The sequence below is a fragment of the Mycobacterium sp. E735 genome (assembly GCF_001666955.1).
Taxonomy (GTDB): domain Bacteria; phylum Actinomycetota; class Actinomycetes; order Mycobacteriales; family Mycobacteriaceae; genus Mycobacterium.
Genome location: NZ_LZIX01000284.1, coordinates 1 through 20,204, shown reverse-complemented (window position 1 = coordinate 20,204; position 20,204 = coordinate 1). Strand labels below are relative to the sequence as shown.

The following is a 20,204-nucleotide window of genomic DNA, read 5'->3' as shown; positions in this document are numbered from 1 at the left end:
CGGTGGTTGACAAACCGGTACCGCGGGTAATGGCTAACTCGGGGCCGCGTGAATGCGTGCCATCAGCGATACGCCGAGGGAGTCGCCACGCCAATGGACAACTCTTCCGCCACACCAGTGCGCGTCAGCAGCAGCGCGCCGCACGACGCGCTGCGCCGCGGCGAACGGCCGATCACCCCCGACGATGACCCGTTCTACCGGGCGCCACTGGGATACGAGCACGAAGAGCCGGGGACGGTGTTGCGCTCGCGCGACGTGGAGATCGGATTTCTGGGTCTCATCAGGCAACGAGTGAAAGCCACTCAGTTGCTGTACCGCACCACGAATCTGCACGAAGAACCGGAAGTGGCCGTGACGACAGTGCTGGTCCCGGCGCAGCGCGAGTCAGACGTCGCTTATCCGGTGCTCTCCTATCAATGCGCGATCGACGCTGTGGCGTCGCGCTGTTTTCCCTCGTTCGCCATGCGGCGCGGCGCGGGACCGATCGGTGCGTTCGTCCAAGCCGAGTATTTGTTGGTGACGGCCGCGCTGGCCGAAGGCTGGGCGGTTTGCGTACCCGACCACGAAGGCTGCCATGGCATGTGGGGCGCTCCGGTCGAGCCCGGCTATCGGATTCTGGACGGGTTGCGGGCCGCGATGCGGTCCGGGCGCTTGGAATTGTCGCCGTCCGCACCGGTGGGTCTGTGGGGATATTCAGGGGGAGGACTGGCGTCGGCGTGGGCGGCCGAATTGTGTGAGCGATATGCACCGGAGCTCAATATCGTTGGCGCCGTTCTCGGTTCGCCCGTCGGCGACCCGGGCAGTGTGGCGCGCCGCCTCAATGGCAGCTTCTTCGCCGGTCTCGCCGCACTGATGATTTCCGCATTGACGCAAGTCTTTCCCGGCGCGCAAAGGGTCGTCGATGAGCACGCGACCGACGAGGGCAAGGCGTTGCTCGACGAGTTGCAGACGATGGCGACTGCCCAGGCGGTATGGCACTTCCGCAACGTCGACATCGGGTCCTACGTCGACATGACGGCCGACGAGCTGTGGGACTTGCCCGAAGTGCGCCACATCTTTGACGAGACCAAGCTCGGCAAGTCGGGGCCCAAGCCTCCGGTGCTGGTCGTACAGGCGGTGCATGACGGAATCATCAGCGTCGACGATGTCGACGCACTGGTGGCTCAGTATGAACGCAACGGCGTGTCGGTCACCTACCACCGCGACCGGTTCTGTGGGCATCTGCTGTTGCATCCACTGTCGGCGCCCATGACGCTGAGGTGGCTGCGCGACCGATTCACGGACCGGCCGATCAACGAGCACAGAATCCGCACGGTGTGGCCGACGCTGTTCAACCCCTCGACCTACCTGGGCATGGTCAAGTTGGGCGTCATCACGGCAAAGGTAGTCCTCGGGCGCAGCGTCGAACGCCAACCGCTGTCGACGACGTGAGGGGTTACGGCGCGTAACGCCCGTGCTCGGTGACGACGGCGGTGATCAGTTCGGCCGGGGTCACGTCGAACGCGGGGTTGTAAACGTCGGCGTCCGGCGGCGTAACGACGGCGCCGCCGAACGTCCGGACCTCGTCGGGCGCGCGTTCCTCGATGACGATGTCGGCGCCGGTGGCGAGCGAACTGTCGACCGTGGACGACGGCGCGACGACGACGAACGGCACGTCGTGATGGCGCGCCGCGATGGCCAGGCCGTAGGTGCCGATCTTGTTGGCGACGTCCCCGTTGGCCGCGATCCGGTCCGCGCCGACGAGCACGCAGTCGACGAGGCCCCGCCCCATCGCCGCCGCCGCGGCACCGTCGGTCTGCACCCGGTATGGCACGCGGGCCCGCGCCAGCTCCCACGCCGTGAGCCGGGCACCCTGCAACAGCGGCCGCGTCTCGTCGACGAGCACCGACTCGACCAGTCCGCGTTCGTGCAGGTGCCAGACGACGCCGAGCGCGCTGCCCCACGCGACGGTTGCGAGGTGGCCGGCGTTGCAGTGGCTGAGCAGGCGCAGCGGACGGCGATCACACACGGCGAGAACGACTTCGGCGGCATGTGCCGAGGCGACGCGGTTGAGGCGTTCGTCCTCGTCGAGAATCTCCAGCGCCTCGGCGAGCACAGATTCGGCGCCGGCGTCGAGCTTCTCGAGCGCGCGCGCCACCCCCCAGCTGAGGTTGACGGCGGTCGGCCGCGCCTTCGCGATCCGTTCGGCCGAGGCGCGCACGGCGCCGCCCTCGCGGGCCGCGAGCACCACGCCGAGGGCGCCCGCGGCGCCCAGCGCCGGCGCCCCGCGCACGGCCAGCCGGCGGATCGCGTCGATCAGCTCGTCGACGGTGCGCAGCGTCAGGACGCGATAGTCGGCCGGCAGCGCCGTCTGGTCGATGATCGTGACCGCGTCGCCGTCCCAGTCGATGGTCCTGCGCACACAGGTGACCCTAGCCGGGGGCCTACAGCCTGCCCGCCACGAAGCCCGCGGCCTGATCCACCAGACCGGAGCCGATGTAGGAGGGCTGCAGGTGCGCCGGCCAGCTCGTTCCCCTGCCACAGATGGGGTCACCGGCCGCGCACTGGTCGATTGTCTTGCCCGCGAACGCCGGTCCGACACCGTGGGTGCCGTTGCCGAACAACGCGACCGCCGCGACGTGCCGGTCGGTCCCCGGTGGCAGCCCGCCCCACAACGCGCGGTCCACCACCTCGGCGCCCAGCGAATAGCCGCCAAGCACGATCCGGGTGTTGGGGCAATCCCTGGCCATGGCTTGCACGTGGGCACTGATGTCGTTGGCGCCGCCTCCGGTGGTGATGTTGGCGGGATAGTTCACCCCGTACACCCCGATCGACTTATTCGTCTTGGCGCGCAGCGAATTGACGAGCGCGTCGCCGACCGCGCCGACGCCGGGAGGTTCCTCCCGGCCGCGCGCGAAGACCACCTCCGCGTCGGGGCACGCCGCCGACGCCAGCGGCACCGACGAGATGGGGAGGGGAGCAGCCGCCGGCCCAAGCGCCATCGCGCCGGCGACGATGACAACGGACGGCACGCTCGCGACGAGCCTCATAACGCGATATTACGGAGTTTCTCGAGGCGTCGCCGATGCTTTGTGTGCGCTGTGACCGCCCCGAGCGACATGGCCTCGCGGTACGCGGCAGTCCGCCGAATCGGCGGATAGATAGGAGTCACCGGCCGTATCGTCAAGCCCGTGAATCTCCGCGCGCACGGGCGGCACCCGCGCTGGATCATCGCGGCGATCTCGATGGCACTGTTCTGCGTGCAGATCGATTACTTCGCAATGAACCTCGCGTTGCCCCGCATGGCGTCGGACCTGCACAGCACCACGACCGATCTGCAGTGGGTGATCAGTGTCTACATGCTGACCCTGGGCGCGTTCATGGCACCCGCCGGCCGCATCGGCGATATCTTCGGTCGCCGCCGCACGCTGCTCGCCGGGATCGGGTTGTTCGCAATCGCGTCGGTGTTCTGCGCGGTCGCGCCATCGGCGCCAGTCGTTATCGCGTTCCGGGCCGTGCAAGGCCTCGGCGCCGCCCTGATCTTTCCGGTGTCCGTGAGCGTCCTGACCAATACGTTGCCCGCCGAAAGGTCTGGTCGCGCAATCGGACTGGCGTATGGCATCGCCGGCCTGGGCAACGCTGCCGGCCCCCTGGTGGGCGGGTTGCTGACCCAGACGCTCGGGTGGCGCTCGGTGTTCTGGATGCTGGTGCCACTGTCGGCGATCTCGATCGCCATCGGCGCGAGAACCATCCCGGAGACCTCCGACACCAGCGTGCCGCGACGGGTGGATCTGGCTGGCCTGGCGCTGATCACGACTGGGATAGGGCTGTTCACCCTCGCCTTCGACCGAGCGCCGAACTGGGGGTGGTTGTCGCCGCCGGTGATCGGCGTATTCCTTGGCTCCGTTGCCTTGTTGGTCGGGTTCGTCGCGGTCGAGACGCGCGTGCGCTTCCCCCTGATCGACCTGTCGCTGCTGCGCAAGCCCCGCTTTACCGTCCTGGTCGTCGCCGGTACGGTCGCCAACATCGCGTACGTGGTGACCGTATTTCTCGCCACGCTGAATCTCCAACAGGTTCGGGGCCTCGACCCGCTGACGGCCGGCTTGGCTTTCCTGGGCCCATCGGTCGGCGCGGCGCTCGGTGGTCCGGTGTCCGGACGCCTGGCGTCGCGCAACGCGCCCTTCGCCGTCATGGGCATCGGTTGCACCGCGGCGGCGGTATCACTCGGCGTCCTGGCGTCCGCCGACAGCTTCGCGGTGTATCTCGCCGCGCTCAGCGCGTGCGGTTTCACCATGGGCCTGGTCTACGCGTTCACCACGGTGGCGACTCAGGCCGTCGTCGCGCCCGAGCGGGCCGGCGAAGCCGCGGGCGTCACGCTGACGTCCCTGGTCACTCTCGCGGGCGTGGGGGTGGCGGTCTCCAGCAGCGCGCTGGAGATGTTGCAGCACCACGGCGTCGGCATGGGTCACGGCATCCAAGTCATCCTCGCGGTCAGCGCCGCGCTGCTGCTGCCCGCGGGCCTGGCCGTGCTGAGCGTCGCCCGCGTAAAGACGCCCGCATCGGATTCCACGATGGCCGCGGGACAACACAATTAACCGATGTGTCGACTATGGCGCGGCATGCGAAGGGGGTCCGACGGTGGTCGGTGAAAGCTCGGCGGTGACAACTGCTGACGGCGACGGGGGCAAGGAGCTTTCGTCCTCGCGAACCGCCGTCATGGTGGCCGCGTTGGCATTGTCGGTGATGTCGTTCATGCTCAACGCGACCATGCTCGGCCCCGCGATCCGGGACATCAACACCCATCTCGGTCCGCACGCATACGCGTCGATGTCCGCCTACTTCTATCTCGCCGGCGCGATCGCAAACGTGGTCTTGATCCGATGGAGCGACTTCATCGGCCGCAGGCGCGTCCTGGTCGGCATCCTCACTCTCGTCTGCATCGGCACGTTGTTGTGCATCCTGGGCACCTCGCTACAGGTGGTGGTCGCGGGCCGGGTGTTGCAGGGATGCGCGAACATCACGTACGGCCTTGCCTTCCTCATCATGCGAGAACACCTGAGCGACAAAGCCTTCGGCATCTGCTGCGGTGTCATCTCGGCGATCAACGCGGGGGTGGCCGGGGTCGACGCGCTGCTCGCCGGTGTCCTGGTCGACCGCTTCGGCTATCGCTCCATCTTCGTCCTGACGTTGGTGGTCGGCATCGCCGCCGTCGCGCTGTGCCGGCTGGCCGTCCCCGCAGACGAACGCGGCCGCAAGAACACGGGCCGAATGGACTGGGCGGGTGCCGTCCTGATCGCGCTGACGGTCGCCGGGCTGAATCTCTATGTCTCCAACGGCGAACATCTGGGCTGGTCCGCGCCGCTCATGCTCGGCTGCCTTGCCGCGTCCATCGCCGCCTGCGTCGCGCTCGTGGTGGTCGAGAAACGAGTCGCGACACCGTTGATCCACATCGACCAGATGCGGTCGCGCTACTCGTGGCCGTTGATCGTCGTGACCATTCTCGTCTTCGGGTCGTTCATGGTGGTGCTCAGCTACATCGTGCCGTCCCTCGCCGAGAACGACCGCGTCGGCTTCGCCGCCAGCGGGCAGCTCACGGCCCTGCTGTTCATCACTCCCGGCGCGCTGGCCCAACTTCTCACTGCCCCTTTGATCGGGCGGCTCGCCGCCCAGATCGGCTTCGTGACGGTGTTGCGCGCGGGTCTGGTCGGTTCCGTGGCCGTCACCGCCGCGCTTGCGGTGTTCACGTTCGACAAGATGGCGGTCGTCGCCCTCATGGCGGTGTTCGGCGTGGCGCTGGCGGTCGCGCTCACCCCGATGAGCGCGCTCGGCGTCCTGCAAGCGCCCCCGGACGAGCCGGGTTCGCTGCCGGGGATCGCCAACGCCTCCTACGGCATCGGCGGCTCACTGGGATTCGCTTGGGCGGGAACGGTTGTCGGAGCCGGCACCCAAGCGGGTTACCAGTCGGCGTTGTGGGTGTGCGTCGGCATCGGCGTCGTCGCGGTCCTGGCGAGCCTCGTGTTGAAACCGCGGTCCGTGGCCTCGCCCGCCGACACGCCGAGGACGCGTCAAGCGGTTGACTCCGTGTGACTGACCTCCGCCAACTGCTGCGGCGACGCATCCGATATTTCGGCCCAACCTTGAGCTGCTAGCCACCCGAAGCTGGCCGCCACACCACTTCCAGGTCATCTTCGGCGACGGTGACCAAGGCTCGGGTAATGCCGTCGGCGTCGCAAAATTCCACTTCGTAGGCGCGCCGGGCGCCTTCTGAGCCGGTCGTGTAGTCCATGTCGACCCCCCTCGTGAACCGACCGGCAGGTCGTGCTCCGGTACCGGCCGGCACAAGCGGACCACGTCGTATTCCTGAGGTCTCAACATCCTCCCCTCTCTGGACCTGCAGAACGCCCGTCCCACCTTGCATATTTCCGACCTAAACCCCCGTGGCCGAACCGTGACCGAGGCGTGGCCAAATGCTAACGCGCCCTTGCGCTTCCGCTGGTCATCCGGGATTTACGATCCTCCTATTACAACTATGTCAGTTAAAAGGAATCGGAGCCATGCGAGCGGTCGTTCGGTGTGTTCTTGCGGTGGGTGGGATCGCTGTAAGCGTGGTTGCGGGCCCGGCGGGGACCAGCATGGCGGCGGCCAGCCAGCCGCATGAATTCGCGGTCGCGTCGGTCCTGCCGGCGCGGGACGCGACGGTGGGCGTGGCCCACCCCGTCGTCGTGACGTTCGACGCGCCGGTCGGGAACCGGCACGCCGCCGAGCGCGCCATCGGCGTCAAGTCCTCACCGCCGATGACCGGCCGATTCGAGTGGCTCGACAACAAGGTCGTGCAATGGGTTCCGGACCACTACTGGCCGGCGCACAGCACGGTGGCCCTCGCGGTGGACGGCCGCTCCACGGAATTCAAGACCGGCCCGAAGGTCGTCGGCGTCGCCAACATCACCGACCACACCTTCAAGGTGAGCGTCGACGGAGTCGACGCGGCCCCACCGCCAACTCCGCACCACCGACCCCACTTCGGCGAAGAGGGTGTGTTGCCCGCGTCGATGGGTAGGCCCGAATTTCCAACGCCGGTCGGCAACTACACCGTCTTGTCGAAAGAGCGCTCGGTGCTTATGGATTCGAGCAGCGTCGGCATCCCTGTCGACGACCCCAACGGCTACATGCTCAACGTCGATTACGCCGTCCGCATCACCAACCGGGGCCTCTTTGTGCACTCCGCCCCATGGGCCGTCCCGTCGCTGGGGCTGGAGAACGTCAGCCACGGCTGCATCAGCCTGAGCCCCGAAGACGCCGAGTGGTACTACAACACGGTCGATGTCGGCGACCCGGTGATCGTCAAGCAAGACCTGTGGGAGCGGCCGCCTTCCTGAGCGGCGCCCGTGCCCGATCGCTTTGAGCGCGAGGGCTTTTCGGTTCGGTAACCTGCGTCGAGTGTGAGGTTGGTTTCACGCTCGCGGTCGACTGTGAAACTAACTTCACGCGCGGCGGGGGGTTCACGCTAGGCAGGTGGGGCCTCGGCCTGCGGGGCCTCGGGGGGGTGGGGCGCGACCAACGGCTAAGGCACCCACCAACGAACGGACCCGCTGGTCGAAACCAGCGGGTCCGTTCCCGTCGTGAAGTGGAACTCAGTGTGCGCCAGGGCCGGGAGCAACCGGCTGACCGGGCTGGGGCCCTCCGGCCGGCGCGGGGCCGGTCGGGGCATCCTTGACCCCCGACATGTCGACGAGCGGGGCACCTTCGAGGGGCGCACCGGCCGCCAGGGGCCCACCGAGGGCAACCAGCGGAGCGCCGGCGGGCACCACCGGCGCGATGGGCAGCGGCGCGCCCAACGGCAGCGGCAGCGGCGCGCCCAAGGGCAAGGGCACGGGAGCGCCGACCGGCAACGGCCCGGGCACGGCCAATGGCACACCGGCCATGTCGGTGAGCGGCGCGCTGGCCGCGCAGACCTGGGCGGTCGGCGCGCCACCGGCGGCCGCTCCGCCCGCGGCGCCGGGCCCGGCCAGCGGCGCGCCCGCGACGGGGCCCCCGACCTCGCCCGCCTGCCCCTGAACGCAGGCGTAGCCGCCCGTCTTCAGGGGAGCGGCTGCCGCATCCGGGCTCAACGCAAGTGCGGCTCCGCACAACCCAAGGCTGGCAACTACTTTCATGTTGAACCGATCGACGATCGCCATCAGCGCCGACTCTCCTTTAATTCGCGCTCACATATCTGATGCAGCAGATAACGAGCCAATTGTCGGTAGTCACCACGAAACGCCCGAGGCGGCGCACCGCGCCGTATCCAAATGGTGACGTCACAAGGGCGTCACGAGCCGGGTACGCGGCCGCGCAGGGCAAAGACCTCGTCGCAGCAACGTTGCGGTCTGGCCGATCCGAATTTTTCCGCAGCTCATTCCCAGGGAATTTTCGGCGACCCAACATGTCTTAAAGGTTCTATAGAGGTAAACGAACGGTGAACGATCAAAGGGAGGATCGCCATGCCGGGACAGCGGGCCTACGGCCGATTCATCAAGACAGCGCTAGTGAGTGGCCCCATCCTGGTGGCCGGTGTCGCGTTGGCAGGCCCGGCGCACGCGGACGCGACCACGTTCGTCAGCGACCTGCACAAAAACGGGATCCATGCGGTCAGCGGCGGTGACGCGGCGCTGGTGCAGATGGGCCTGAGCGTCTGCCAGCAACTGTCGTGGGGCGCCCCGCCGTCGCAGCTCGAGGGTCTGGCGTTGCAGCGCTCCGACAGCCGGCAGGGCGCCGGCGGGATCACCCCCCAACAGGCCGACGACGTGGTCATCGACGCCGTCCGCGATCTCTGCCCGGACGCATAGCCATCGGTCTTTGCCCACAATTCATCATCGGGATTTATCTTCCCCAGCGTGTTTGGCGGCGCTTTCGTGTAAAAGTGCATCATCCGCGATTCGGGCACGGGACGAAGGAGAACATTTCGATGGCAGCACAGCGGCCCTATGGCCGGTTCATGGGCGCAGCGTTCGCAGGCGCCCCACTTATGGCCGCGGGCATCGTCTGGGCCAGCCCGGCCCGGGCCGACGCGGTTGCCTTCATCAACGACCTGCACAACGCCGGCATCCACGCCGTCAATGGCGGCGACGACGCGCTGCTGCAGATGGGAGCGGACCTGTGCCAGCAGCTCTCCTGGGGCGCCTCCCCGCAACAGCTCGAGGGCCTGGCGATCCAGCGCTCGGACGCCGACCAGGGCACCGGCGGAATCAACGGCCGGCAGGCCGCGGACGTCGTGATCTTCGCCTTGCGCGATCTCTGCCCCAACGCTTAGCGGTGAGCTAAGTTGCGGGAATGGAGCTGAGCGCGCGCAACCTGGGCGCGCTCGGCATCCCCGTCCCGGCCTACGACCGCAGCCAAATCAGAGTCGGCATCGTGCATTTCGGCGTCGGCGGCTTCCACCGCGCCCATCAGGCCATGTACATCGACAGGCTGCTGGGCGACGGGCTCGCCCAAAACTGGGGAATCTGCGGTGTGGGCGTGCTGCCCGATGACCGGCGCATGCGCGACGCGCTGCGCGCCCAGAACCACCTGTACACGTTGATCCTCGAACACCCGGACGGCACCCGGGAGCCCCGCGTCATCGGCTCCATCGTCGACTTCCGTTACGCCCCAGACGATCCCGATGCGGTCATCGAGCTGCTCGCCGCCCCGACCACCCGGATCGTCTCACTCACCATCACCGAAGGCGGCTACCACCCGCCGCTGAGCGACGTCTACCCGCTGGTGGCCGAGGCGCTGAACCGGCGCCGCGAACGCGACCTGCCCTCCCCCACGATCGTGTCGTGCGACAACATCGTCGAGAACGGGAGCGTGGCGCGGGACGTGTTCACGTCGTACGCCGAGCGGCACAGTCCCGCACTCGCACGGTGGATGCGCGAGCACACCAAGTTCCCCAACTCGATGGTCGACCGGATCACCCCGGCCACCACGCCGGCCGCGATCGAGCGGCTGCACACCGAATTCGGCGTGCGCGACGCCTGGCCGGTGGTCGCCGAGCCATTCGCCATGTGGGTGCTCCAGGACGACTTCGCCGACGGCCGGCCGCCGCTGGACAAGGCGGGAGTCCAGCTGGTCGACGACGTGGCGCCGTATGAGGCGATGAAGCTGCGGCTACTCAACGCGGGCCACCAGGGCCTGTGCTACTTCGGGTACCTGGCCGGGTACCGGCTGGTGCACGAGGCCGCCCGTGACCCGCTGATCGCCGAATTCCTGCACCGCTATTGGGAATACGAGGCGATGCCGACCCTCACCCCCGTCCCCGGACTGGCCGACTTCAAGGACGGGCTCCTCCCCCGCTTCGGCAACGCCCACGTGCGCGACACGGTCGCCAGGCTGTGCGCCGACTCGTCGGAACGCATCACCAAGTGGCTGCTGCCCGTGGTCGCCGACAACCTGCGACGCGGCGGGCCGGTCGGGGTGTCCGCTGCGATCGTGGCCAGCTGGGCGCGCTACGCCGAGGGCGTCGACGAAGACGGTCGGCCGATCGAGGTGGTGGACCGGCTCGCCGGCACGCTCGTCCCCATAGCCCGTTCCCAGCGCGACGACCCGACCGCGTTCCTCGCCAACCGGGCGGTGTTCGGCGACCTCGTCGACCAGCCCCGCTTCGTCGAGCCCTACCTGTGGACGCTGGACTCCCTGCACCGCAGCGGCGCGCGGGCCACGCTCCGGGCACTCGTCGAGGCCCGCGAATGACGCTGGTCGCCGGCGTCGACTCCTCGACGCAGTCCTGCAAGGTGCTGATCTGCGACGCCGCGACGGGTGAGGTGGTCCGCGAGGGGCGGGCCGACCATCCGGGCGGGACCGAGATCGACCCCGCCGCATGGGAATCCGCCGCCCGCGCGGCGATTGCGTCCGCGGGCGGCCTGGACGGCGTGGAGGCGATCGGGGTCGGGGCGCAGCAGCACGGCATGGTGTGTCTCGACGCGAGGGGCGAGGTGGTGCGGCCGGCGCTGCTGTGGAACGACGTGCGTTCGGCCGACGCGGCGCGCGCGCTCACCGACGAGCTCGGCGGCGCGGGGGCGTGGGCCCGGGCCGTCGGCGTGGTGCCGCTGGCCGCGATCACGGTGGCCAAGCTGCGCTGGCTCGCCGACCACGAGCCGGGGCACGCCGACCGCACGGCGGCCGTCTGCCTGCCGCACGACTGGCTGAGCTGGCGGTTGCGCGGGGACACCGACATCGCGGCGCTGACCACCGACCGCAGCGACGCCAGCGGGACGGGCTATTACGACGCGGCGGGCGGCTCCTACCGCGTCGACCTGCTCGAGCTGGCCATGCGGGGCCGCCGCCCGCGCCTGCCCGCCGTGCTGGGCCCGTCGAACGCAACCTGCAGCGGCACAACCACATTCGGCGCGGGTCTCGGCGACAACGCCGCCGCGGCGCTCGGCCTCGACGCCGACGAGGGCGACGTCATCGTGTCGGTCGGGACATCGGGCGTGGTGGCCGCGGTGACCGCCGGCCCGGTCCGCGACGACGCGGGCTTTGTCGCCGGGTTCGCCGACGGCACCGGCCGCTACCTCCCGCTGGTGTGCACGCTCAACGCCGCCCGGGTGCTGGACGCGGCCGCCGCCATGCTGGGGGTCGACCACGACGGCCTGTCGGAGCTCGCGCTGTCCGCGCCGCCGGGCAGCGCCGGGCTGGTCCTGGTGCCCTACCTGGAGGGTGAGCGAACGCCCAACCGCCCCAACGCCTCCGGCGCGCTGCACGGCCTGCGTGTCGCGAACGCCGCGCCGGCCAACCTGGCCCGGGCCGCGGTGGAAGGGCTGCTGTGCGGGCTCGCCGACGGACTCGCCCACCTGGCCGCGCACGGCGTGGTCGCGCGGCGCATCCTGCTGATCGGTGGCGGCGCGGGGTCGCGGGCCCTGCGCGTCATCGCCCCCGCGGTGTTCGGCGTACCCGTCTCGGTGCCCGCGCCGGGGCAGTACGTCGCGCTGGGGGCGGCGCGGCAGGCGGCCTGGGCGCTGAGCGGATCGGCGCGACCGCCCGCGTGGGCCCGACCCGGAACCGAGGAGTACACCGCCGACCCCACGCCGGAGGTGCACGAGCGCTACGCGCGGGTGCGGAACCTGACCGAGGGGGCCTAGTCGCAGGGGCGGAACACCGGCAGCACCCGGTATTTCGCGGAGAAGCTGGCCTTCTCGTATTCGTCGCCCACCTCGCCGTCGCACGCGATGACCGTCGGGCCGTCGACGGCGGTGAACGCGAACTCCGGCACCTGCAGCTCGTGATACAGCGGGCTGCGCTCCAGCCGCCCCAGCGCGAGCGCGGTCAGGATCCTGGTCCGCCACCACCGACGTCCCGCCTCGAGCATCCGGACGTCGATCAGGCCGTCGTCCATCCGGGTCCGCCGCGACGGGGCGAACCCGGTCGGCAGGTACAGCGAGTTGCCGAGGAAGAACAGCGACGTCAGCAGCGTCTTGTTGTCGTAGGAGATCCGGACCGGCTCGTCACGGCGCAGGGTGTGCAACATCGCGTAGAGACCGGCCAGCGGCTTGCCGATCCGCTTCTCCAGCTTCTCGCGCTGCTGCACGAAGGTCGGGTAGGCGCCGATGCTCGCCGTGTTGAGGACCATCTGACTTTCGTTGAGGCACACCAGGTCCACGCACGCCACGCTGCCCCAGCGGATCGCGTCGACGGTCTTGGCCACGGTGTCGCAGCCGATGTCCTTCGCGAAGTGGTTGAACGTGCCGGCGGGGAACACGGCCAGCGGCAGCCCGGTCTCGATAGCCACTCCTGCCGCGGCCGCCACCGTGCCGTCGCCGCCGCCGACGGCGAGCACCTCGGCGCGCTCGGCGGCCTCGCGCAGGACCTGCTGCGGGTCGTCGTCGGGGCCGAGTTCGCGGATGTCCGCCCTCGGCAGCGCGTCGCGCACCTCGTCCACGACACGGGACCCGGTGCCGCTGCCCGATTCGGGGTTGATGACGAGCACCACCCCGGCGCCGTCGGGGCGTTCGGGCGCCGGGACGCGAAGCGGTTCGGCCTTGGGCAGTGCGGTTTCGACGATCGGCGGGACGAGCCGGCCGCCCAGCACCGCCACGCCCGCCCCGATGCCGAACCCGGCGACGACGTCGCCCGGGTAGTGCGCGCCGGTCACCACCCGCGAGAGCCCGACCAGCCCGGCGAGCAGCGCCAGCCCGAAACCGAGCATCGGGTTCTCCAGACCGACCCCCACGGCGAACGCGGCGGCGCTCGCCGAGTGCCCCGACGGGAAGGAGTTCGACGTCGGGCGCCGGCGGACCTGCCTGACCAGCGGCACCAGCTCGTAGCCGGGGCGCGGGCGGCGGCGGATGCGTTTGGCGACCTGGTTGGTGACCAGGCTGCTGACCGCGAGCGACACCACGCCGCGCGCCGCGCCCCGCTGGGCGCTCTTACTTCCGGTCGCCGTCAGCGCCGCGGCGATGGCGAACCACAGCTTGGAGTTGTCGGCGGCCCGGGTCAGCGGCGGCATGACCGTGTCCAGCAGCGGCGTGTCCGTCTCGGCGATCGCCTCGAAGAGCTCCCGGTCGAGGGTGCCCAGCCCCTGGGTGATTTGTTTGATGCCGCGCGCGCGTTGCCAGGGCCGCCTGTTCATTCGCTACACCCTAAATTGGTTGGCGGACATGGACGCACCGGGCTACTTCCAGGCATGGCGGGACAACGCCGCGCGGCGGGGCGTGGCCCCGGACGTCGTCGCGGAGATCGCCCGGCGACACGCCATCACCCCGGACACCTTTCGGGTGCTCGGGAAGACGGCGGAGATTCGGGACCCGGACGGCAAGTCCTTCTTCCTCCTGCCCCGCGGCATCGGCGGCGGCGACGCCCGCGCGGCGACGCTGTGCACCTACGTCCTGAACGCGGGCACCGGCTACGGCAGGAAGGGGGCGCACCGCACCGACTTCCCCCCGACGCCGTATGGCGCGGCAGAAATCACACGAATCATGCGGCGGCAGAACGCGAACGGCTGGAGCTACACCCGCGACGTCAGGTTCGTGGATCGCAACGGCGGGCAGCTCGTCGCGACGCCGAACGGCATCCTGATGGGCCTGGGCGGCAACTGGATCCAGCGCCAATTCTGCCGGCGCGGCGGCACCACCTGGGGTGACATCTTCATGGTCAACGTGGGCGCGGTCACCGACCCCGCGGGATGGCTTCGCCGGATCGTCGAGTCCGGGCATGCCTGGTACGTCCGCGCCGACGGGACGCCCGTGCAGACCCGCCTCGACCTGGATCGCGTGCTGCACCACGAGGAGCGGCACTGCCGGCAATGGGCGGAGAAGGGCTACGCGGGCATGCTGCGGGATTACGGCCGAGAGTTGGTCCGCGAATACGCCTTCGGCGCGATCAACAGGCTCGAGGAGGACGCGGGACTGGCCGACGGCGGCTATAGAGCGTCGATCCCGTGGTAGAGCACCATGGCACCGATCAGGACCAGGACCGCCGCCAGCAGGGCGGCGTTGTTGCGGTCCATCCAGTCTTTGAGACTCGCCAGCGTGTCGTCGAGGCGGCTGCCGGCCGCCGCGTAGGCCAATATCGGGATGGCGACGCTGGACGCGGCGATCGCGACGAAGAACGCGGCGGCCAACCAGTCACCGGCGAGGCCGAGCCCGGCGGTGCCGATGCCCAGTCCGGCCGGGACGCAGATGAGCAGCACATCCGGCCGCACCACCGCCAGGACCGCCCCCATGATCCCGGCCCGGGCGGGGGTGATGGTGGCGAACGAGCGCATCCATTTCGGCGACTCGGTGTCGCCGTGCCGGTTCAGCCATTTGTAGATGCCGTACACGATCAGCCCCGAACCCAGCACCACGCGCAACCACGACGACCATCGCGGCGGCGACTTGTCGAGACCGCCGAGCAGGTGGGAGGCCGTGACGGCGAGCGCCGTGAGCGCGGCAAGGGTCAGCGCCCAGCCGGCCAGGAACGCCAGGCCGGTCGGCCGCGGCCGCGGCGCCTGCAGCACCAGCACCGCCGGGATGACCGTGAGCGGCGAGAGGGAGATGACCAGTCCAAGCGGAACGAGCCCGGTGAGCACGGTGCCCCAGCTACCTGCCATGGGCAGCAATCTACAGGGCGTGAATCCCGTTGTAGAGCACCATCAAACCGATCAGGACCAGGATTATCGCGAGCAGCGTCGCGTGGTTCTCCTCCATCCAGACTTTGAGGCGCTCCAGCGGATCGTCGAGGCGGTCGCCGGCGCCGGCATACGCCAATATCGGGATGGCGACGGTTGACGCGGCGATGACGACGAACACCGCGGCGGCCACCAGCTTCCCGGCCGCGTCGAGGCCGCTGCTGCCGACGGCCAGGCCGGCCGCCGCGCACATGATCAGCACCTCGGGCCGCAGCACCACCAGCACCGCCGCGGTCACGCCGGCACGCGCTGGGCTGAGTGTGGAGAACGAGCGCATCCAGCGCGGCATGCTGCCGTGCCGATGCCGGGTCAGCCATTGGTAGCCGCCCAGTGCGATCAGCGCGGACCCCAGCACCACCCGCACCCACGACGCCCAGGTTGGCGGCGCCTTGTGCAGGCCCCCGAGCAACTCCGAACCGCTGACAAACGCGGCGGTGAGGGCCGCCAGGCCCAGCACCCACCCGGTGAGGAAGGCGAGGCTGGCCGGCCGCGGCCGCGGCGCGTGCAGAACCAGGACCGCCGGAACCACCGTGATCGGCGAGAGCGCGATGACCGCCGCCAGCGCGACGAGTTTGGTCAGCACCGAACCCCAACTTGCGTCCACGGGCAGCAATCATCGCATTGGGGTGCCGCGCCCGCATGGGTCCGGCGTAAGCGCCGCCCTCAGAACGGCTTTCGGCGCAGCGTCCAGGCGGGCACCCAGTGCGTGACGGTCTTGCGCTGCGAGCCGTAGGCGACCGGGTAGGTGACCAGGCCCCACCAGTCGCCCTGCTCGCAGAGGCCCCAGCAGCTGAGCAGTCCCTCGACGACCTTGTGCAGTTGCAGCCCGTTGGGCTGGTACCGGCCGGAGCGGTGCGGCTCGCGCGGGAACAGCACCGTCAGGTCCACCAGGACCGCGAGCGGTGGCCGCACCACCCGGAACGGGCTGCGGACCGGCTGGCCGTTGTACCCGATGGACGCGAACTGCCCCATCGATCGATCATACGTTCGAATGGGAGGTCGGTTCGCCGAGTTTCCCGTTTCCGAGCCCGCGGCCGGGCCGGTGGATATAGTCGGCTCAGCTAACAAGGGGAGGTCCCAGATGAAGATGGCTTGTGCCGCTGGCCTATTGGCCTTGGCCGGGTTGCTCACCACCGGGGTGGGCGTGGCCGGTGCCGACCAGGTGGAGGTCGAGGGCAACTATTCGAGCCTGGCCGGTTGCGAGGCGGACGCCCCGAACGTCGAGATCACGCACAACGACCACCTGTACACCCATTGGGACTGCCGCCAGGGCTCCGACGGCTTCTGGCACGTGTGGCTGCTCAACTGACGCGGGCGTAGGCGACCAGCGGCGGGAACCCGATCGGGCTCTGGCACCATAGCGGCGTGCGGAACCCGCTTCGCCGCCCGTCGGCCGCGCTGGACCCGCTGCTCGTCGGGCTGCTCGCCGTCGCGGTGAGCCTGGGCGGCGCGGGCCGCCCGTCGTTCTGGTACGACGAGGCCGCCACCATCTCGGCCGCATACAGTCGTTCGCTTGCCCAGCTGTGGCGGATGCTCGGCAACGTCGACGCCGTGCACGGCCTGTACTACCTGCTGATGCACGCCTGGTTTCAGGTCTTCCCGCCCACCGAGTTCTCCTCGCGCGCCCCGAGCGGCCTGGCCGTCGGGGGCGCGGCCGCCGGAATTGTGGTGCTGGGCAGGCAGTTTTCGTCGCGCACCGTCGCGGTGGCGTCCGGCGTCTTCTGCGCGGTCCTGCCCCGCACGACGTGGGCGGGCATCGAAGCCCGCCCCTACGCGCTGTCGATGATGGCCGCCGTGTGGCTGACGGTGCTGCTGGTGCTCGCCGCGCGCCGCGACACCGGTTGGCTCTGGGCGGCCTACGGCCTAGCGCTGGCCGCGTCGATCGCGCTGGAGGTGTACCTCGCGCTGATGATCGCGGCGCACGTCGTCCTGCTGGTCGCATCCCGTTGCGGGCGAGGGGTTTTACTGCGGTTCGCCGTCACGGCGGCGTTCGGGGTCGGCGCCATGGCGCCCTTCTTGGTGACGGTCGCGGGGCAGGCGCATCAAATCAGCTGGATCGCGCCGATCGGCCGCCGGACGCTCGAAGACGTCCTGGTGCAACAGTATTTCGAACGCAGCCCCCCGTTCGCCGTGCTGTCGGCGCTGGTGATCGCGGCGGCTATCGTGTTGTGGCTCAGCAGGTCCGCGCCGTTGGCGCGGTCCGACGGGCAGCTGCTGGCCCTCGCGGCGGCCTGGCTCGCGCTGCCGACCGCGGCGATCGTGGCCTACTCGGCGCTGGTGCACCCGATCTACACCCCGCGCTACCTTTCGTTCACGGCGCCGGGCATGGCGCTGATCCTGGGCGTCTGCACCGCCGCGGTGAGCGTCCGGCCGTGGTTGACGGCGGCCCTCGTCGCCCTGTTCGCCATCGCCGCTGCCCCCAATTACGTTCGGGCGCAGCGTAATCCGTATGCCAAGTACGGGATGGACTACAGCCAGGTGGCCGATCTGATCAGCGCCCGGGCGGCACCGGGCGATTGCCTGCTGGTGAACGACACGGTGACGTTCATGCCTGCCCCGATGCGCCCGTTGCTGGCGGCCCGCCCGGATGCCTACCGCAAGCTGGTCGACCTCACGCTGTGGCAGCGGGCGACCGACCGCAACGACGTCTTCGACACCAACCTGATTCCCGAGGTCGTCGCGAGGCCGTTGAGCCAGTGCGGGATCGTGTGGATCATCACCCAGGCCGACCCGTCACAGCCGGCGCACGAGGCCGGTCCGGCGATCCCGCCCGGACCGGTCTACGGGGCGACCCCCGCCTTCGCGGTCCCGCACGACCTGGGCTTCCGGCTCGTCGAGCGCTGGCAATTCAACCTGGTTCAGGTGTTCAAAGCGCAGCGCTAGTCACCAGATGCGGATGTAGTCGACCAGCATCGACGCCGGGAAGGTGCCCGCCGCCGGATCGCCGGCGCCGACACCGCCCACGGCGAGCGTGAACATCGGCGTCATCCAGTAGCCGGGAATGTTGAACGGCCACCGGAAATCGTCGGGGGCGCCACCGGCGACGTGGATGGGCTTGTTGGGGACCTTGAAGTATTCGGCGCCGTCCCGCGCGAATTCGAATCCCTCCTCGCCCCAGTGCATTCGCCAGGTGTGCCAGTTGCTGTCGACCAGGCCGGGGATCGACTTGCCTTCCCACGTCTTGCCATTGGACGCCGCGTGGACGGTGGTGCCCGGCGCCCAGTTGCCGTTGCCGTACCACTCGAAGATGTCCACCTCGCCGTCGGGCAGCGGGTCCTCGTTGACGCCCCAGAACGACGGCCACAGGCCCGGGTACAGGCAGTCCAGCTTGATCCGCGCCTCCCAGGTCTGGTTGATCATGCTGCGGAAGTTGCCGCGCAGCTTGCCGCTGTAATAGGTGTTGCTCAGCAGGTCGTGGGTGGCGCACAGGACGAGATTGGAGTGCCCGTCGACGAACACGTTCTGGCGGTCGTTGCGGTAGATGCCCTCCACGGGCGGGAACACGTCGTCCTGCCAGGTCTGGATCGTCCACTTGCCGGGGTCGGGCGGGGAGCCCGCGGGGCCGTCGAACTCGTCGGCGAAGATGTAGGGCCCGCCGCCGGCCGAGGGTGGTGCCTGCGGCGCGGAGGGGGCGGCCCAGGCGCCCGGCAACCGCATCGCAGCCCCCAGCATGCCGAGCCCCGAGATCAACATCATGCTGCGACGATCCATCTACAACCCACCAATCGTGAAAGCCGTGTTTCGACCCAAGCCCGCCACCCCTAGGCAACTTTTGCAAACGGTGTTATGAAACCACGCGCCGGGGTGCCACGCATGCCACACCCGGGCCGTGGCGGCGACTTTTCGCGTGCTGAAGACACCGCGGGTCAGGTCAGCGGGAGGACGGTTCGCTCAGCTTGACCAGCGTCTTGCCGATGTTGACCCCGGTGAACAGTCCGTTGAGCGCGTCGACGCACGACTCGATGCCGTCGAAGATGGTCTCCCTGTGCTTGAGCCGGCCCTCAGCCTCCCACCGCCGCAGCGCCGCGAACGCCTCGTCGAAGCGTCCCCACTGGTCGAGGGCGTTGAATCCCTGCATCAACGCGGTCTTGGACAGCAGGTTGACGTAGTTGGCCGGACCGGGATGCTCGCCGGTGAGGTAGCTGGAGATGACCCCGCACAGGACGACCCGCGCGTGGGGGGCCAACCGGCCCAGCACCGCGTTGAGGATGGGGCCGCCGACGTTGTCGAAGTAGACGTCGACGCGCTTCGGGCAGTGCTGTTTGAGCGCCGCCGCCAGGTTGTCGTTCTTGTAGTCGATGCACGCGTCGAACCCGAAATCCTCGACCACGGCCCGGCATTTCTCGGGTCCGCCGGCGATCCCGACCACCCGGGCGCCGGCGATCTTGGCGATCTGCCCGGCCACCGACCCGGTGGCCCCGGCGGCCGCCGAGACCACGACCGTCTCGCCCGGCCTCGGCCGGCCGATGTCGGTCATCCCGAAATACGCGGTGGCGCCGGTCGGTCCGTACACCGACATGATCGCCAGCTGGTCGTCCTCACCGGGGATGGGCGTGCTGAACAGGTCGTCGCGGATGATCGCGTAGTCGGAGAAGCCGGTCAGGGTGGTGACGACGTCACCGACGGCGTAGGCGTCGCAGCGCGAGGCGACCACCTCGCCGATCCCGGCGGCGCGGATCACCTCGCCGATCTGCACCGGCGGAAGGTAGCTGGGCTGGTCGTCGAGCCACGTGCGGGCGGCGGCGTCGATCCCGACGTAGGTGGTGCGCAGCAGCGCCTCGCCCTCCGCGGGCTCGGGCGCCGGCGTGGTGACCAGCTCGGTGTCACCCGGCTGAACGAGGCCGGTGGGGCGGCGGCGAAGGAGGACCTGACGGTTCGGCAACTCGGGCACGATGCAAGAAACTACCGAACCGGCCGAAATCGCCCGGGCGAATGGCATATTCAACCCATGGCAGCAAACGACGACCCGGAGGATCGGATCCGGGAACTCGAACGCCCGCTCGCCGACGCGGCGCGGGCATCCGAAGCGAGCAGCGCGCAACCCGCGCAACCCGCCGCCGAGGCCTACCAGTCCGGCCCGGCTTACCCCCGAGCGCTCAAC

The 20,204-nt window shown here is 69.5% G+C and carries 21 protein-coding genes; 11 read left to right on the top strand and 10 right to left on the bottom strand.

What is annotated here, in order from left to right; genetic code table 11:
- Nucleotides 1-93 precede the first annotated feature (93 nt).
- Nucleotides 94-1,431, top strand: a complete 1,338-nt coding sequence (locus A5704_RS23665; RefSeq protein ID WP_067749069.1) for a lipase family protein — start codon at nt 94-96, stop codon at nt 1,429-1,431.
- Between the two features lie 4 nt (nt 1,432-1,435).
- On the opposite strand, the gene mtnA is transcribed toward A5704_RS23665, so the two are convergent.
- Complete coding sequence (gene mtnA / locus A5704_RS23660; RefSeq protein ID WP_067891351.1) at nt 1,436-2,401, bottom strand: S-methyl-5-thioribose-1-phosphate isomerase; 966 nt, start codon at nt 2,399-2,401, stop codon at nt 1,436-1,438.
- Between the two features lie 22 nt (nt 2,402-2,423).
- Nucleotides 2,424-3,029 (bottom strand): cutinase family protein, encoded by a 606-nt coding sequence (locus A5704_RS23655; protein WP_067749054.1) that lies wholly within the window; start codon nt 3,027-3,029, stop codon nt 2,424-2,426.
- A 141-nt stretch (nt 3,030-3,170) separates the two neighbouring features.
- Here A5704_RS23655 and A5704_RS23650 point away from each other — a divergent pair, with 141 nt between their 5' ends.
- Entirely contained in the window at nt 3,171-4,574 is a 1,404-nt protein-coding gene (locus A5704_RS23650; protein WP_231969249.1) for an MFS transporter, read from the top strand.
- A gap of 64 nt (nt 4,575-4,638) precedes the next feature.
- Nucleotides 4,639-6,066, top strand: a complete 1,428-nt coding sequence (locus A5704_RS23645) for an MFS transporter (protein WP_231969247.1) — start codon at nt 4,639-4,641, stop codon at nt 6,064-6,066.
- Between the two features lie 58 nt (nt 6,067-6,124).
- Here the strand turns inward: A5704_RS23645 and A5704_RS27960 are convergent, their stop codons facing one another.
- Nucleotides 6,125-6,265, bottom strand: a complete 141-nt coding sequence (locus A5704_RS27960; protein WP_082950310.1) for a DUF4926 domain-containing protein — start codon at nt 6,263-6,265, stop codon at nt 6,125-6,127.
- A 268-nt stretch (nt 6,266-6,533) separates the two neighbouring features.
- On the opposite strand from A5704_RS27960, the gene A5704_RS23640 reads away from it, so the two are divergent.
- Nucleotides 6,534-7,355, top strand: a complete 822-nt coding sequence (locus tag A5704_RS23640) for an Ig-like domain-containing protein (RefSeq protein WP_067782560.1) — start codon at nt 6,534-6,536, stop codon at nt 7,353-7,355.
- Nucleotides 7,356-7,610: 255 nt separating this feature from the next.
- Here the strand turns inward: A5704_RS23640 and A5704_RS23635 are convergent, their stop codons facing one another.
- Complete coding sequence (locus A5704_RS23635) at nt 7,611-8,156, bottom strand: hypothetical protein (RefSeq protein WP_067754119.1); 546 nt, start codon at nt 8,154-8,156, stop codon at nt 7,611-7,613.
- A gap of 303 nt (nt 8,157-8,459) precedes the next feature.
- Between A5704_RS23635 and A5704_RS23630 the strand changes: the two genes are divergently transcribed.
- The 4 genes from A5704_RS23630 (at nt 8,460) to A5704_RS23615 (ending at nt 12,077) form a co-directional block, all read left to right on the top strand.
- A complete protein-coding gene (locus tag A5704_RS23630; protein WP_067754122.1) occupies nt 8,460-8,804 on the top strand; it encodes a DUF732 domain-containing protein in 345 nt (114 codons plus the stop codon).
- A 179-nt stretch (nt 8,805-8,983) separates the two neighbouring features.
- Nucleotides 8,984-9,268 carry a DUF732 domain-containing protein gene (locus A5704_RS23625; protein ID WP_197498986.1) on the top strand — a complete coding sequence of 95 codons (285 nt, stop codon included), beginning with the start codon at nt 8,984-8,986 and terminating at the stop codon, nt 9,266-9,268.
- Nucleotides 9,269-9,288: 20 nt separating this feature from the next.
- Entirely contained in the window at nt 9,289-10,689 is a 1,401-nt protein-coding gene (locus A5704_RS23620) for a mannitol dehydrogenase family protein (RefSeq protein ID WP_067891348.1), read from the top strand.
- On the top strand, nt 10,686-12,077 hold the full coding sequence (locus A5704_RS23615; RefSeq protein WP_067782501.1) for an FGGY family carbohydrate kinase: 1,392 nt from the start codon (nt 10,686-10,688) through the stop codon (nt 12,075-12,077). The genes A5704_RS23620 and A5704_RS23615 overlap by 4 nt, the downstream gene beginning before the upstream one ends.
- Here A5704_RS23615 and A5704_RS23610 read toward each other — a convergent pair.
- Complete coding sequence (locus A5704_RS23610; protein WP_067754127.1) at nt 12,074-13,564, bottom strand: bifunctional phosphatase PAP2/diacylglycerol kinase family protein; 1,491 nt, start codon at nt 13,562-13,564, stop codon at nt 12,074-12,076. The genes A5704_RS23615 and A5704_RS23610 overlap by 4 nt on opposite strands.
- Before the next feature lie 28 nt (nt 13,565-13,592).
- Here A5704_RS23610 and A5704_RS23605 point away from each other — a divergent pair, with 28 nt between their 5' ends.
- Entirely contained in the window at nt 13,593-14,378 is a 786-nt protein-coding gene (locus A5704_RS23605) for a hypothetical protein (RefSeq protein WP_067754150.1), read from the top strand.
- Here A5704_RS23605 and A5704_RS23600 read toward each other — a convergent pair.
- The 3 genes from A5704_RS23600 to A5704_RS23590 all read right to left on the bottom strand — a co-directional run bounded on the left by A5704_RS23600 (nt 14,354) and on the right by A5704_RS23590 (nt 16,075).
- Nucleotides 14,354-15,025 (bottom strand): GAP family protein, encoded by a 672-nt coding sequence (locus tag A5704_RS23600; RefSeq protein ID WP_067754147.1) that lies wholly within the window; start codon nt 15,023-15,025, stop codon nt 14,354-14,356. The genes A5704_RS23605 and A5704_RS23600 overlap by 25 nt on opposite strands.
- Before the next feature lie 10 nt (nt 15,026-15,035).
- Nucleotides 15,036-15,686: a GAP family protein gene (locus A5704_RS23595; protein ID WP_067754130.1), complete on the bottom strand. Its 651-nt coding sequence runs from the start codon at nt 15,684-15,686 to the stop codon at nt 15,036-15,038.
- A gap of 80 nt (nt 15,687-15,766) precedes the next feature.
- Nucleotides 15,767-16,075, bottom strand: coding sequence for a hypothetical protein (locus tag A5704_RS23590; protein ID WP_067754133.1), 309 nt, complete (start codon nt 16,073-16,075; stop codon nt 15,767-15,769).
- A gap of 109 nt (nt 16,076-16,184) precedes the next feature.
- On the opposite strand from A5704_RS23590, the gene A5704_RS23585 reads away from it, so the two are divergent.
- A complete protein-coding gene (locus A5704_RS23585) occupies nt 16,185-16,412 on the top strand; it encodes a hypothetical protein (protein ID WP_067269225.1) in 228 nt (75 codons plus the stop codon).
- 56 nt (nt 16,413-16,468) lie between these two features.
- Complete coding sequence (locus A5704_RS23580; protein ID WP_067891345.1) at nt 16,469-17,986, top strand: glycosyltransferase family 39 protein; 1,518 nt, start codon at nt 16,469-16,471, stop codon at nt 17,984-17,986.
- On the opposite strand, the gene A5704_RS23575 is transcribed toward A5704_RS23580, so the two are convergent.
- Together A5704_RS23575 and A5704_RS23570 are read right to left on the bottom strand one after the other, a co-directional pair.
- A complete protein-coding gene (locus A5704_RS23575; protein WP_067754140.1) occupies nt 17,987-18,814 on the bottom strand; it encodes a family 16 glycosylhydrolase in 828 nt (275 codons plus the stop codon).
- 160 nt (nt 18,815-18,974) lie between these two features.
- A complete protein-coding gene (locus A5704_RS23570) occupies nt 18,975-19,994 on the bottom strand; it encodes an NADP-dependent oxidoreductase (protein WP_067782504.1) in 1,020 nt (339 codons plus the stop codon).
- Nucleotides 19,995-20,204: the final 210 nt, after the last annotated feature.

Bases quoted from the DNA above. Each gene is read 5' to 3' on its own strand.
- A5704_RS23585 (WP_067269225.1), top strand. From the start codon at position 16,185: ATGAAGATGGCTTGTGCCGCTGGCCTATTGGCCTTGGCCGGGTTGCTC.
- A5704_RS23640 (WP_067782560.1), top strand. From the start codon at position 6,534: ATGCGAGCGGTCGTTCGGTGTGTTCTTGCGGTGGGTGGGATCGCTGTA.
- A5704_RS23615 (WP_067782501.1), top strand. From the start codon at position 10,686: ATGACGCTGGTCGCCGGCGTCGACTCCTCGACGCAGTCCTGCAAGGTG.
- A5704_RS23575 (WP_067754140.1), bottom strand. From the start codon at position 18,814: ATGGATCGTCGCAGCATGATGTTGATCTCGGGGCTCGGCATGCTGGGG.
- A5704_RS23635 (WP_067754119.1), bottom strand. From the start codon at position 8,156: ATGGCGATCGTCGATCGGTTCAACATGAAAGTAGTTGCCAGCCTTGGG.
- A5704_RS23600 (WP_067754147.1), bottom strand. From the start codon at position 15,025: ATGGCAGGTAGCTGGGGCACCGTGCTCACCGGGCTCGTTCCGCTTGGA.
- A5704_RS23605 (WP_067754150.1), top strand. From the start codon at position 13,593: ATGGACGCACCGGGCTACTTCCAGGCATGGCGGGACAACGCCGCGCGG.
- A5704_RS27960 (WP_082950310.1), bottom strand. From the start codon at position 6,265: ATGGACTACACGACCGGCTCAGAAGGCGCCCGGCGCGCCTACGAAGTG.
- A5704_RS23665 (WP_067749069.1), top strand. From the start codon at position 94: ATGGACAACTCTTCCGCCACACCAGTGCGCGTCAGCAGCAGCGCGCCG.
- A5704_RS23625 (WP_197498986.1), top strand. From the start codon at position 8,984: ATGGCCGCGGGCATCGTCTGGGCCAGCCCGGCCCGGGCCGACGCGGTT.
- A5704_RS23620 (WP_067891348.1), top strand. From the start codon at position 9,289: ATGGAGCTGAGCGCGCGCAACCTGGGCGCGCTCGGCATCCCCGTCCCG.
- A5704_RS23655 (WP_067749054.1), bottom strand. From the start codon at position 3,029: ATGAGGCTCGTCGCGAGCGTGCCGTCCGTTGTCATCGTCGCCGGCGCG.
- A5704_RS23630 (WP_067754122.1), top strand. From the start codon at position 8,460: ATGCCGGGACAGCGGGCCTACGGCCGATTCATCAAGACAGCGCTAGTG.
- A5704_RS23610 (WP_067754127.1), bottom strand. From the start codon at position 13,564: ATGAACAGGCGGCCCTGGCAACGCGCGCGCGGCATCAAACAAATCACC.
- A5704_RS23590 (WP_067754133.1), bottom strand. From the start codon at position 16,075: ATGGGGCAGTTCGCGTCCATCGGGTACAACGGCCAGCCGGTCCGCAGC.